The sequence below is a fragment of the Sphingopyxis sp. A083 genome, assembly GCF_001468495.1.
Taxonomy (GTDB): domain Bacteria; phylum Pseudomonadota; class Alphaproteobacteria; order Sphingomonadales; family Sphingomonadaceae; genus Sphingopyxis; species Sphingopyxis terrae.
In genome coordinates, this window is sequence record NZ_LNSK01000003.1 from 305,298 (window position 1) to 318,613 (window position 13,316).

Below are 13,316 nucleotides of genomic sequence, written 5' to 3' on the forward strand. Positions count from 1 at the left end.
GACTATAGGCTGCAAGATAGGAATATCCGGTTAAATGACAATGTGCCAAGCGCGATAAATTCAGCTTTTCCGCCGCGGCGCCGAGGAAATGCGCCAGATTGAGCCGTCACTGTTGCCTGCTGCGTCGATCAACAGGCTGCCGACCATCGCGCGGCGGCCTTCGCGCATCGCCGCGATGACCGTGTCGAGGGTGACGCCGCGCAGCACGAGTCGCGGGTCGGCTTGCGACAGACGGCGCATGACGATGCGGCGGAAAAGCTCGGGCGGATAGCCGAGATCGCGAATGACCGCCGCGTCGTCGGCCTCGGGCCAGCTTGTGATCGCCTGATCGACCGCCCAGTCGAGCGCCTCGTCGGCTTCGGCGAGCCAGCGCGCCGAGCGTGCGGCGGCTTCGGCGTCGATCGTCGATTGATAGCGCAGCGCGTGGCGCAGCCGCGCCCGGTCGAAACGCTCGTCGCTGTTTGACGGATCGTCGACGAACGGAATGTCCTGATCGAGCGCGAGCCGCGTCAGTTCCATATGCCGCCAGCCGAGCAAGGGGCGCAGAACCTGACCGTTGCGCGTGCGGATCGAGGCGAGGCCGCCGACGCCGCTGCTGCGGTTGAGCCGCATGATCATCGTTTCGAGCTGATCGTCGGCATGGTGTGCGGTGACGATGAAGTCGATTCCCTGTTCGCGGCGCCAGCCGTCGAGCAGATCATAGCGCGCCGTTCGCGCCGCGGCCTGCAGCGAGCCCGCGATTGGACTATCCGGCGTCAGCGTCGCGTGGGGAATATGTTCACGCGCGCAGAAGGCCGCGACCATGCGCGCCTCTTCGGCCGAACCGCTGCGCAATCCGTGATCGACCGTCGCCGCCCGGACCTGCCCGGGCAGCAGCGAAGCCATCAGCCAGAGCAGCGCCATGCTGTCCGGGCCGCCCGATACGGCGACGCCATAGTCACGGCGATGCCAGTCAGCGCCGACGAGCGCGGCGAGTTCGCCGCCGAGCCGCTCGACGGCGTCGCTGTCAACAGCCTGCTTTTGCTTTTGCGGCGGCAGCATCGTCGCGGACATCCTTCGGTGCCTTGTCGCCATAGACCTCATCCAGTTCGCGGAAGGCCTTGCAGGCGTCGGCTTTGCGCCCGAGCTTGTCGAGCGCTACTCCCATATACATCAGGCTGTGCGGCGCGCGGGGCCCGCTCGGCCGATCCTTGTAATTATTATAGAAAGCGACGGCGGCAAGGCTGGGCTTGCCTTCATCGAGGTAGGCGCGCCCGAGCAGGTTCTGCGCATAGCTTGCCTGGTTGCTCTTGGGCCATTTTGCCACGACCTGTTTGAGCTGCGCCTGCGCCTCGGGATAGAGTTTGGCGTCCCACAGGCGGAAGCCGTAGGTATAGGCATCTTCGGCCTCGTTGCCGGTCGCCGGAATTTCGACCTTCTTGACGAGCGCGAGCCGGTTGGCGTCGGGTTTGCTCGCGGCGGGCGTCGTCGTTGAGGGCTTTTTGGTGGTCGTAGTCGTCGACGCCTGCGTCACCGTGGCAGGCTTGGTCGCCCCCGAACCCGATGCAAGCGGCAGACTTGCCGGGGTTTCACCGCCGATGGCGGGGGCGGCAAGGCGCTTTTCCATTTCGGCCTTATAGGCGGCGAACTGTTTTTCGAGTTCGCGTAGTTGATAGCTGTTCTGCTCGGTCTGGCCGGTGAGCGTCTGAAGCTGGGCTTCGAGCGCATCGACGCGCGCGGTGAGGTCGATGACCGGGGCATTGCCCTTCGCGCGTTCGCCGGGCGTGTTGTCGGGCGCGATCTCGCCCTCGAAGAAAGCGGGGCTGCCGCCGGGGAAGACCGAGCGCTGGACCGCCCGCATTTCCTTTTCCAATCGCTCGACGCGCTTGTCGATCCCGGCGTCCTGCGCCTGTGCAACAGGCGCCGCTGTCAGCGCGATCATTGTCGCGCCGATCAAAGACCCTTGTAACTTCCTCATCTGCCGTGCGGCCCCCACCAGTTAACTATCTTGTCTCTATGCTCTCATAACGCCGCAAACGGCGGATACGCAAACCCATTTCGGCGCGCGGCCGCGTCGATCCGTCGGGAACGGAGACGAATCAGGGGCGCGCGGAGGCGCCTTTGGCCTTGGGCAGCGGAACCGTCGCGGTACTGCCGCTTCCTTCGGCGCGCGCCACGAGGTCGGCGGGTTTGAGCGAGATTCCCTTGACGAGCGTATCGGCGGGGCCGGTCGCGCCGACGTCGCGGCCGCCGACGGTGATTTTGAGCGCCTGCGGGCGGCTCGTGCGCAGCGTGAACTGCTCGATATAGGCTGCGGGAACCTCATAGGTCTCGCCGGCGTCGAGCGTGCGCCAATTTTCGGTCTTGCCCGCGGCATCGTCGAACCCGATCCACACTTCGGAAAGGCCGGTAAGCACGACGGGGGCGTTCGCCGGCACTGCCGCGTTCGGCGCGCCCGCCTTGGCGGCGCCTGCCGCCGGGGTAGCGGCAGCAGGGGCTTCTGACGCGTCGGCGTCGGCATTTTGTGCCGCGATCAGCGCCTCGTCGGGTTCGACCGACAGGAAGCGCCACACGCCATAGGCCGAGACCAGCAAGAGCGCGACGATGACGAGCGTCCAGGTCAACCGTGCGGTCGGCAGGCGGGCGGGGTCGGTCGGCTCATAGGCTTCGTAGAGCGGCCGCGCGCCATATTCATCCTCGTCGAGTTCGCGGCGAAGCTCGGCGGCGATTTCGGCCTCGGGCAGATCAAGCGCGCGAGCGTAGGCGCGGGCGAAGCCGGTGACATAAGTCCGGCCCGGAAGTTCCGAAAATTCCGAGTTTTCTATGGCTTGAAGATGCCGCTGGGTCACGCGCGTACGCGTCGCGATGTCGGCGAGCGAAAGCCCTGCCGCCTCGCGCGCTAGGCGAAGCCGGTCGCCGGTGCGCGTGATCGCCAACTCGCCCTGCTGCGGGGCGACGTCCTCATCTGCCATTGCTGTCTCCGTGCCGGTCGCTTGCAACCCGTTTCGACCGTGTCGGCTCGTTCTCGCATTGTGGACGCGCGAAAGTCAAATGAAGTTCCGCAAACAACAGGCCGAAAGGAAGCGGATTCCGGATTGGCGGAAAAGCCGACGTGCGGACGCGAGGATGGGGCGCGGAACATTCGCCGCCGCTCATCCGTTCAAATCATCGTTCCCGCGAAACAAAGCGCGCGAATCCGGATGATTAGGTATCGAAAGGAATTCAACATGTTCAAATGGGCGTTGATCTTCGCAGTGATCGCATTGCTCGCGGCCGTTCTCGGCTTCTCCGGCGTGGCCGGTGCAGCGGCCGGGATCGCCAAAATCCTCTTCTTCGTCGGCTTGGCCCTGGTTGTTCTGTTCCTCGTCCTCGGTTCGGCTGCGGCGAAGAAGATCAGCTGACAGGTCGCGACATAAGCAACAAAAAAAGCGGGCGGTTTGAAACCGCCCGCTTTTTTTGTGCAATCAGGAGGCAACCCCCGCCGCCGTACGACGGTGGGCCGCTAGCCGTCAGAGCACATATTTGCTGAGATCGGTGTCGCCCACGACATCGGCGAGTTGCTTGTCGACATAGGCGGCGTCGATTTCGAGCGTGGTGTCGGGCATGTCTTCGGCCGTGAAGCTCACTTCCTCGACAAGCCGTTCCATGATCGTCTGGAGCCGGCGGGCGCCGATATTTTCAACCTTTTCGTTCACCTCGGCCGCGAGCCGGGCGACGCGGGCGATGGCGTCGGCGGTAAAGCTCAGCGTGACCCCTTCGGTCCCGAGCAGCGCGGCATATTGCTCGGGGAGACCCGCTTTGGTCTCGCTGAGGATGCGAACGAAATCCTCCTCGCTGAGTGCGCCCAATTCGACACGGATCGGCAGACGGCCCTGCAATTCGGGGAGCAGGTCGCTGGGCTTAGCGACATGGAACGCACCGCTGGCGATAAAGAGGATATGATCGGTCTTCATCGGACCATATTTGGTCGCAACGGTCGTGCCCTCGATAAGTGGCAACAGGTCGCGCTGGACGCCCTCGCGGCTGATCGAACCGCCGCGCACGTCGCTGACCGCAATCTTGTCGATCTCGTCGAGGAACACGATCCCATTGGCTTCGGCATCGGCGAGCGCGACGCGCGCGACATCGTCCTGATCGAGCCGCTTGTCCTGCTCTTCCTCGATCAGCCGGGTCGCGGCGTCGATGACCTTCATCTTGCGGCGCTTCTTGGGAAGGCCGCCCATCGCCTTGCCGAGCATGTCGGAGAGATTGATCATGCTCATCTGGCCGGGCTGGCCGGGCAGGTCGAACGGCATGCCGGGGGCGTCGGACACCTCGATCTCGACTTCGCTGTCGTCGAGATGGCCTTCGCGGATACGCTGGCGGAAGCTCTGGCGCGTGGCTTCGCTGGCGCCCTTGCCGGTCAGCGCGTCGAGGAGGCGCTCCATCGCGGCTTCCTCGGCGGCCGCGCGCACCGCGCCGCGGCGGCGATCTTTCTCGAGACGCACCGCTTCCTCGACCAGGTCGCGCGCGATCTGCTCGACGTCGCGGCCGACATAGCCGACCTCGGTGAATTTGGTCGCCTCAACCTTGATGAAGGGAGCATCGGCGAGCTTGGCCAGACGGCGCGAAATCTCGGTCTTGCCGCACCCCGTCGGGCCGATCATCAGGATATTCTTGGGGCTGACCTCATCGCGCAGATCGGGGGCGAGCTGCTGGCGGCGCCAGCGATTGCGCAGCGCGACGGCGACCGCGCGCTTGGCATCCTTCTGACCGATGATGTGCGTGTCGAGCGCGGCGACGATCGCCTTCGGAGTCAAATCCTTGTTCATGATATTATGCCTGAATTTCGATGGTTTCGAGCGTGGTCTGGTCGTTGGTGTAGACGCAGATATCGGCGGCGACCTGCATCGCCTTTTTCGCCAGCACCTCGGGGTCCTTTTCATAATCGGCGAGTGCGCGCGCCGCCGACAGCGCGAAATTGCCGCCCGAGCCGATCGCGGCGATGCCACCGAGCGGTTCGAGGACGTCGCCGTTGCCGGTGATGACGAGCGTTACCTCCTTGTCGGCGACGATCATCATCGCTTCGAGGTTGCGCAGATACTTGTCCGTGCGCCAGTCCTTGGCGAGTTCGACCGCGGCGCGCAGCAACTGACCATTGTGGCGTTCGAGCTTGGCCTCGAGCCGTTCGAACAGGGTGAAGGCGTCGGCGGTCGCACCCGCGAAGCCCCCGATCACGCTGCCGTCGTGGAGGCGGCGGACCTTGCGGGCGTTGGGCTTCATCACCGTCTGCCCCATCGACACCTGACCGTCGCCGATTACGACGACCTTGTCTGCGTTGCGGGCGGAGAGGATGGTGGTTCCGTGCCAGGGCGCGTCACGGTGCGCGGTCGATTGGGTCATGCGGCGCGATATGGGTAAAGCGGCGCCGGGCCGCAAGGGGAGGGGCGGGATCGCCGTCAGGCGGGCCAGGTCAGGAGCGCGCGGCTACCGTCGTCGATTTCGATGGCCGTGGGATCGGTGATGAGCACAGCTTCACCAAGTGCGACGCTTTCGCCCGCAACGCGGCAACCTGCCGCGAGCGGGACGAAGGTGAGGTCGCCGCTCGCTTGCGCGAGGATTGCCGGGTCGACGGGGCTTGCGAGATGGGCGAGATGGAAATGCGGTCCGCTGACGAGCATACAGTTGGCGCGCGGATCGACTACTGCATCGCGTGGGTCGTTGGCAGGACCGGGGTTCGAGACCTTCAGCCCCTCGTCCAGATGAAGCTGCCGCGGGCGACCATAATCGTAGAGGCGGTAGGTGCAGTCGACATTCTGTTGCACCTCGACGACGGTCAGCCCGGGACCGATTGCATGGATCGTGCCGGACCGATTATAGACGAAATCGTCGACTTTCGAGGGGCGCCAGTCGATCATGTCAACGATCCCGCCGTCGAGCGCGGCACTGTGGAGCTCTTCGCGGCTGCTTTCGCGGTTGAGCCCAACGCCGAGTTCGGCGCCGGGCTTTGCATCGAGGATCAGCCAGCATTCTTCCTTGCCGCGCGGATAGCCTGCCGCCCACGCTGCCACATCGTCGGGATGAACTTGAATCGACAGCCGCTCCGAGGTGAAAAGGAATTTCACCAAGATCGGCGCGTCAATGCCGGCGGGGTTCGAAAACCATATCTCGCCGACACGGCGGCCACCGAAATCGCCGAAGTCGCGCGGGATGTCGGTGCGGCCCCAGGGCTTTTCGACAACGATGGTTTCGAGGCGGGTCAACATTTGCCCAAAATGCGGGCCTGCCCCGGAAGCGTCAAGCGGAGAACCTCAGGCAGCGCGATGGAGCCGGTTGGGGGTGCTCCCGCCGGGCTGGTCGAGCCAGAGACCGCGCGTGTCATAGACGATCTTGTCCGACCGTTCTTCGAGCGGGATCGATTTGAACAGGTCGTGATCGACGAGCACGATCAGCAGGTCGCACTTCGCGAGTGCGGTATCGAGGTCGATGAGTTCGGATCCGGTACCGGCGAATTCGGCCGGCAGCCCGCGCGCATAGGGCTCGACGATGTCGACCTGCTTGCCGAAGCGGCGAGCGAGGGCTGCCGCCACCTCGACCGCAGGACTTTCGCGGAAATCATCGATGTTCGGTTTGAAGGCGAGGCCGAGGCAAGCGACGCGCGCCTGCGGGTGCTGCGACACCAGCATTTCGGCGGCGCCGATGACATGCGCAGTCTTCGCGAGATTGACCTCGCGCGCGGTACGGATCAGGCGGCTGTGATCGGGCGCGCCGTGGACGAGGAACCAGGGATCGACCGCGATGCAATGGCCGCCGACGCCGGGGCCGGGCTGAAGGATGTTGACGCGCGGATGGCGGTTGGCGAGTCGGATCACCTCCCAGACGTCGACGCCCATTTCCTCGGCCATCATCGACAGTTCGTTGGCGAAGGCGATGTTGACGTCGCGGTAGCTGTTTTCGACGAGCTTGACCATTTCGGCGGCGCGCGCCGAGGTCGTGATGCAGGCACCGCGCACGAACTGGCGGTAGAAGGTCATCGCACGGCGCGCGCAGCGCGGCGTGATACCGCCAATACAGCGGTCATTATCGACCAGCTCGACCAGAATGCGGCCGGGGAGGACACGTTCCGGACAATAGGCGATGAAGATGTCGGCGGCACCGGCGCACGCGCCTGGCACCTTAAGGTCGGGTCGCAATTCGGCGATCAGCGCGGCGACCTTTTCGGTCGTGCCGACGGGCGATGTCGATTCGAGGATGACAAGATTGCCGGCTTGCAGCTTGGGCGCAATCGCGCGGGCTGCCGCCAGCACATAGCTGATATCAGGGCGATGATCGGCGTCGTGCGGCGTCGGCACGGCGATCACGAAGCTGTCGGCGGGCGCGACTTCGGTCGATGCGGTGAGCGCGCCGCGTGCGACGACGCCCTGGACGAGCCCGTCGAGATCGACTTCCTCGATATGCACCTTGCCGCTGTTGACCGTTTCAACGACCTTCTCGCTGACATCGACGCCGGTGACGCGGCAACCCGACCGCGCGATCAGCGCCGCGGTCGGCAGCCCGATATAGCCGAGGCCGAGGACGGTAACTTGCTGGTCGGTATCAATGGGCACGCGCGACAATCTCCGCAATTCGCTGGGCAGCGAGGCCGTCGCCGAACGGATTGTGCGCGCGGGCCATCGCCGAATAGGCTTCGCTATCGTCCAAAAGGCTGAAAATTTCGGTAACGATACGGTCCTTGTTGGTGCCGACGAGTTTTGCCGTGCCTGCCGTAATGCCTTCCGGCCGCTCGGTCGTTTCGCGCATCACGAGCACCGGCTTGCCGAGCGACGGCGCTTCCTCCTGCACGCCGCCGCTGTCGGTGAGCACAAGGTCGGATTCGGCGAGCAGGCGCACGAAATGCGGATAATCGAGCGGGTCGATCAGCGCGACGTTGGATAGCGCGGCGAGCAGCGGCTCCATCGCGCTGCGGACCTGCGGATTCGGGTGGACGGGAAAGATCACCGCGACGTCGGGGCGCGCGGCGATGGCGGCGATGGCTTCGGCAATCGCCCGCATCCCGTCCCCGAAATTCTCGCGCCGGTGCGAGGTGACGGCGACGATGCGCTTGCCAGCAAAGCGTTCGACGAGTTGGTCGAGACCAGCGGCTAGCGACGGGCTTTCGTCGATGCGCGCTTTTGTCGCGAGCAGTGCGTCAATGACGGTGTTGCCCGTGACGTGTATCCGCTCGGCTGGCACATTTTCGGCTCGCAGCGCCGCCGCCGCGGTTTCGGTCGGGGCAAAATGCAGGTCGGCGACCGCGCCCGTGACCTTGCGATTCACCTCTTCGGGCCAAGGATGATAAATATTCCCGCTGCGCAGCCCGGCTTCGACATGGCCGACCGGAATCTTGCGGAAATAGGCGGCGAGCGTCGCCGCCATCGTCGTCAGCGTGTCGCCATGGACAAGAACGCGGTTGGGGCGATCGGCATCGAAGACCTCGCCGAGGCTGGTCACCAGCCGGGCGAGCAGCGCATCGAGCGTCTGGTTTGGCGTCATGACGTCAAGGTCGATGTCGGGCCTAATCTGCGCAATGTCGAGAACCTGATCGAGCATTTCGCGATGCTGCGCGGTGACGCAGACGCGCCCTTCGACGCCAGGTTGGCGGCGAAGCGCGTGCACGACGGGAAACATTTTGATCGCCTCCGGGCGGGTGCCGAAGACCGTCATAACGCGCATTCGAAAACTCCTTGTCGCGAAAAACTCCTACACGGAAGAGCTTGCAACACTCTTAAAGTCTTGTGCCCGCAAGGAAATGATAGAATGCCCAATCGTCGATGAACTTTCAGGGCCCTCGTGCGTAGGTTGCAACTGACGTGCCGGGGGACTAGGAGCGACGCCATTCGCGCGCCACATTCGTTTCTGCCCGAATTATGCATTTTGTTTGTAGTGGGATGGTTCTAATTCCGATGTTTTGGAAGCGGACAAGCAAGTCGGACGAAACCGCACGAAGCAGTTTTTCTGTCCCGGAAGGGCAGCGCGTCTATGCGATCGGCGACATTCACGGACGTGACGATCTCTTTGCCGAGCTGCTGGACCAGATTCGTGCAGACAATGCTAACCGGGGTCCGGCAAGGGTCACGCTGATTCTTCTGGGCGACCTCATTGATCGCGGCCCTGAATCGGCCGAGGTTGTCGAGCGGGCGATGTCGCTGCACCACGAGTTTCCGGACACTCGACTGCTTATCGGAAACCATGAAGAGTGCTTTCTGGCGGCGCTGACCGGCGATGTGCGCCGTTTGCGCTATTTTATGCGGATAGGGGGCGACGCCACCGTCGCCAGCTATTGGAACGACGATCTGAGCCTCACGTCCGCAAGTTTCGAGGAGGTGGCCGAGCGTCTGCCCGCGATGGTCCCTGAGGCGCATGTCAACTTTCTAGGCCAGGGCGAAGACATCATCACGATCGGCGACTATGTTTTCGTCCACGCCGGCATCCGTCCCGGCATAGCTCTGGAACGGCAATCGTTCGCCGACCTGCGCTGGATCCGGGAAGATTTCCTGCAGGATGAACGCGATCACGGGGTTATGGTCGTCCATGGGCATACGATCCGCGACGAAATCGACGAATGTCCGAACCGCATCGGTATCGATACCGGCGCCTATCGATCAGGCGTGTTGACGGCAATCGTCCTTGAGGGAACAGCAAGATGCTATCTAAAGACTAAGGGAGTTTCAATGTCCGGCCTCGCGGCGGCATAGACAAAGAGGCACCGCCATAACCTTACCTTTGCCGTTGCGTGACCCTATCCCTCCCGATATCGACGGGGACTGCACCTTCTCCTTCGGGATGAAGTTGACAAGGTTGGGCTTTGGCAACGCGGAATGCCCTCATCATTAAGACCAATTATGCGAAAGTTGGAAAGCTTCCATGACGATTCGGCCTCGCCCCGATGACTTTTCCACCTTTATCATCATGTCGATCGTTGCCGGATTGCGGCGGCTGGCCGACCTCCCGCGTCCGTTACGTCGCCTGATCGCGCTGGCCATGGATTTGGCGCTCTGCGTGATTTCGGTCTGGCTGGCATTTTCCATCCGTCTCGGTAAGTGGGATCTTGTCAGCCCCGCAGTCGGGATCGTTTTGGCGACAGTCATTCCAGCTTGGCTGATCGCAGCCCGTTGGTGCAGCATCTATCGATCGATTATCCGCTTCGCGGGCGGCAGGACGATGATGGACCTCGCGGCCGCTTGCCTGCTCGTCTCGCTGCCGATGATCACGATATTCATGTTCATCGGCATTGCGGGGGTACCGCGGACAATCGGGGTGTTGCAGCCGATGATCTTCCTGCTTTTGCTTGCCATTAGTCGCATCGCCATCCGTTATGCGCTCGTCGACATTCTGCATGTTGCAAAGCGGGCGCGCGGTCAGCGTGTGGCGATTTATGGGGCCGGGCGGGCAGGGCAACAACTGGCGTTCGCGATCCAGCAGGACGGCCAAGTAGCCCTCGCAGGCTATCTCGACGACGATCCGAGCGTCGAGGGCCATCGGATCGATGGCGTGCGGATTTACGGCACAGGCGATATCGGCCGCGTGATCGGCGAGTTGGCACTCGACGAAATACTTTTAGCTCTGCCGAGCGTCTCGCGGTCGCGGCGATTGCAGATCGTCGAACAGCTGAAGCCCCATTCGGTGCGTGTCCGTTCGCTTCCTAGCATGGCAAGCATCCTGGACGGCAAGGTTTCGGTTCGGGATTTGCGCGATGTCCAGGTCGAGGAGCTGCTCGGCCGTGACGCCGTCCCACCCGACGAAACCTTGTTAAAGGGTGCCATCGAGGACAAAGTCGTAATGGTTTCGGGCGCCGGGGGCTCGATCGGATCCGAATTGTGTCGGCAAATCCTTGCGCGCCGCCCGCGCCGCCTGATCCTCGTCGAACAGTCGGAGTTCGCGCTCTATACGATTCATACCGAGCTCGAAGAAACTGTCGCGGCGGATCATAGTGCTGAGATTTTCGCAGAGCTCGCCGATATTTCGGAGCCGTTGGTCGCGGCGCGCATTATGGACCGTCACCTGCCGCAAACGGTGTTTCATGCGGCTGCCTACAAGCATGTGCCACTGGTCGAGGCGAACCCGATCTCCGGCCTTCGCAATAACGTATTCGGCACATATCGCTGCTGTATCGAAGCCGAACGGGTGGGCGCGTCGCGCTTCATTCTTGTCAGCACTGACAAGGCGGTGCGCCCGACCAACATTATGGGTGCCTCGAAGCGCATCTGCGAGCTGGTTTTGCAGGCGCGTGCCGACGTAAAAAGTGGCACCATATTTTCGATGGTGCGGTTCGGCAACGTGCTGGGTTCGAGCGGATCCGTTGTGCCGCGCTTTCGGGCACAGATCGCTGCGGGAGGCCCCATCACGCTGACGCATCGCTATGTGACGCGATTTTTTATGACGATCCCGGAGGCGGCCCAGCTGGTGATGCAGGCGGGTGCCATGGCGAAAGGAGGTGAGGTCTTCGTGCTCGACATGGGTCAGCCCATTCGCATCTATGACCTCGCTCATTCAATGATCCAACTGTCGGGATGCACCGTTCGCGACGAAACCAATCCCGATGGCGACATAGCGATCGAGGAGGTCGGGCTTCGCCCGGGCGAAAAAATGTACGAAGAATTGTTGCTCGGCGACAATCCGCTGCCGACCGAGCATAGTCGGATCATGCGCGCCCAGGAAGCGAAGCTCGGTTGGACCAAACTTGCGGCGCTGCTCTATGAACTTGAGCAGGCGCTCGACAGGGCGGATGTCGACAAAGCAATGGCGGTTGTTCGCCGCGCGGTTCCTGACTATGCGCAAACCGACCGCTCGACGGCTCCCAAACGGATCGGGAACTTGCGCGCTGCGGGCGCCTGAGCGAGTGCACGACTTTATGCAGACAAATTTCTTGAACAGGATTCGGGGCAAGGCCGGCATTGACGGTCCGGGGCGCCCGGCATTTGTAATCGCGCTTGTCCTCTTGGGGGCAGCCTTTCTGATGGCGGGCAGTGGCCGCGACGATATCGTGTCATTGCTGGTCTGGCGTCCTTTGTCAGCCGTCCTGCTTTGTGTCGCGGCAGTCACCTGTGGTGGGGAGGCCTGGCGACGCGGCAAGCCGCTGCTGCTGTTCGCGCTGGCCGTCGCCCTGTTGCTGGTGCTGCATGTGATTCCGTTGCCGCCGTCTGTATGGACGGCCTTGCCGGGCCGCGAGGTCGTCGCCGATGTTTACCGGGCGGCCGGAATGCAAATGCCTTGGCAGCCGCTGTCGATGGCGCAGGCGCGGACGTGGAATGCGCTGTTCTCCCTGATGGGGCCGATAGCCCTTTTGATCGCCGCGCTGGCCCTCGACTTGCGGCGGCACCGGCAGATATTGCAGTTCTTGATCGTGGTCGGGCTTTTGAGCGGTGTCATCGGCATGATCCAGGCGATAGGCCCGTCGAACGGCGCGCTTTACTTCTATCGAATTACTAACAACGGTCTAGGGGTCGGCCTGTTCGCCAATCGCAACCATCAGGCGGCGCTGCTGGCCACGCTCTATCCGCTTCTCGCCGCCAATCTTTCGCTCTTCAAGGGTAAGCCGGATACGCTCTTCTTTCATAAGGCGATGACGCTGACGGGGGCGTGCCTTTTGCTTTCGTTCATCCTGATGACCGGATCGCGCGCCGGCATCGTGCTCGCCGCGGCCGGTTTGGCCCTCGCATGGTGGGTCTATCGCGCGCCGGCCGCGCAGGGCCGCGTCGTCGGAATGCGCGGTAGGCATCGCTCGCGTCTTGTGGGGCTAGGTATAGCGGCGTTCCTGCTCGTCGTAGGGCTGGTCGTTGCTGCGAACACGCCGGCACTCGATCGTCTTTTGGAGACCGATCCCGCATCGGAACTCCGCTTCAGCTCCTTTCCGATTCTCGCAGAAGCGACGCGGCGTTTCTTTCCATTCGGCAGCGGTATCGGAACTTTTGTGGAAGTATATCAGATCTTCGAACCTGACAGGTTGGTATCCCCATTCTATTTCAACCACGCGCACAACGATTATCTCGAATGGCTTCTGACCGGCGGCTTGCCGGCTCTCCTCCTGCTGTTGTGGGCAGCGTATATGGCGAGCGTCGCCTTCGCGTCGCTCTGGCGCAGTCGCCGCGTCGCCGCCGAGGAAGGGGACTATGCGGCACAGATATTGGGCCGCGCGGGTTTCGCGGTCGTGGCAATGCTTGCCTTGGCCAGTGTGACCGATTATCCGCTGAGAGTTCCGTCGCTCCTGCTTTATATTACGATCGCAGCGGTGTGGTGCGCCAATGCTTATGGATTTAATCGGAAGTGACTGGGACTATGCGGCGTAATATTACGAAAACCGGCGTGAAAGTGCTTCCTCG

At 62.9% G+C, this 13,316-nt stretch carries 12 protein-coding genes; 4 read left to right on the forward strand and 8 right to left on the reverse strand.

The window, feature by feature from the left end; all coding sequences use genetic code 11:
• Positions 1-60 precede the first annotated feature (60 nt).
• The 3 genes from tilS to ATE59_RS08760 all read right to left on the reverse strand — a co-directional run bounded on the left by tilS (position 61) and on the right by ATE59_RS08760 (position 2,951).
• Entirely contained in the window at positions 61-1,053 is a 993-nt protein-coding gene (tilS, locus tag ATE59_RS08750; protein ID WP_058812080.1) for a tRNA lysidine(34) synthetase TilS, read from the reverse strand.
• A complete protein-coding gene (locus ATE59_RS08755) occupies positions 1,007-1,921 on the reverse strand; it encodes a tetratricopeptide repeat protein (RefSeq protein ID WP_051066407.1) in 915 nt (304 codons plus the stop codon). Before ATE59_RS08755 ends, tilS begins: the two co-directional genes overlap by 47 nt.
• Before the next feature lie 157 nt (positions 1,922-2,078).
• Positions 2,079-2,951, reverse strand: a complete 873-nt coding sequence (locus ATE59_RS08760; RefSeq protein WP_058812082.1) for a helix-turn-helix domain-containing protein — start codon at positions 2,949-2,951, stop codon at positions 2,079-2,081.
• Between the two features lie 255 nt (positions 2,952-3,206).
• On the opposite strand from ATE59_RS08760, the gene ATE59_RS17575 reads away from it, so the two are divergent.
• Positions 3,207-3,380, forward strand: coding sequence for a DUF1328 family protein (locus ATE59_RS17575; RefSeq protein ID WP_003044814.1), 174 nt, complete (start codon positions 3,207-3,209; stop codon positions 3,378-3,380).
• Positions 3,381-3,488: 108 nt separating this feature from the next.
• On the opposite strand, the gene hslU is transcribed toward ATE59_RS17575, so the two are convergent.
• The 5 genes from hslU to wecB are packed head-to-tail and all read right to left on the reverse strand — an operon-like array spanning position 3,489 to position 8,670.
• A complete protein-coding gene (hslU, locus tag ATE59_RS08765; RefSeq protein ID WP_058812083.1) occupies positions 3,489-4,790 on the reverse strand; it encodes an ATP-dependent protease ATPase subunit HslU in 1,302 nt (433 codons plus the stop codon).
• A gap of 4 nt (positions 4,791-4,794) precedes the next feature.
• Positions 4,795-5,361, reverse strand: coding sequence for an ATP-dependent protease subunit HslV (gene hslV, locus ATE59_RS08770; protein WP_058812084.1), 567 nt, complete (start codon positions 5,359-5,361; stop codon positions 4,795-4,797).
• A gap of 56 nt (positions 5,362-5,417) precedes the next feature.
• Positions 5,418-6,224: a class I mannose-6-phosphate isomerase gene (locus ATE59_RS08775; protein ID WP_058812085.1), complete on the reverse strand. Its 807-nt coding sequence runs from the start codon at positions 6,222-6,224 to the stop codon at positions 5,418-5,420.
• Positions 6,225-6,269: 45 nt separating this feature from the next.
• Positions 6,270-7,565, reverse strand: coding sequence for a UDP-N-acetyl-D-mannosamine dehydrogenase (gene wecC / locus ATE59_RS08780; protein WP_058812158.1), 1,296 nt, complete (start codon positions 7,563-7,565; stop codon positions 6,270-6,272).
• Positions 7,555-8,670 (reverse strand): non-hydrolyzing UDP-N-acetylglucosamine 2-epimerase, encoded by a 1,116-nt coding sequence (wecB, locus tag ATE59_RS08785; RefSeq protein ID WP_058812086.1) that lies wholly within the window; start codon positions 8,668-8,670, stop codon positions 7,555-7,557. Before wecB ends, wecC begins: the two co-directional genes overlap by 11 nt.
• Positions 8,671-8,900: 230 nt before the next feature.
• Here wecB and ATE59_RS08790 point away from each other — a divergent pair, with 230 nt between their 5' ends.
• From ATE59_RS08790 to ATE59_RS08800, 3 genes are all read left to right on the forward strand, one after another.
• Positions 8,901-9,692 carry a metallophosphoesterase family protein gene (locus ATE59_RS08790; protein ID WP_058812087.1) on the forward strand — a complete coding sequence of 264 codons (792 nt, stop codon included), beginning with the start codon at positions 8,901-8,903 and terminating at the stop codon, positions 9,690-9,692.
• 169 nt (positions 9,693-9,861) lie between these two features.
• The gene (locus ATE59_RS08795) at positions 9,862-11,832 is read left to right on the forward strand and encodes a polysaccharide biosynthesis protein (protein WP_231737221.1); all 1,971 of its coding nucleotides are present in this window, start codon (positions 9,862-9,864) and stop codon (positions 11,830-11,832) included.
• A 16-nt stretch (positions 11,833-11,848) separates the two neighbouring features.
• The gene (locus ATE59_RS08800; RefSeq protein WP_058812088.1) at positions 11,849-13,264 is read left to right on the forward strand and encodes an O-antigen ligase family protein; all 1,416 of its coding nucleotides are present in this window, start codon (positions 11,849-11,851) and stop codon (positions 13,262-13,264) included.
• Positions 13,265-13,316: the final 52 nt, after the last annotated feature.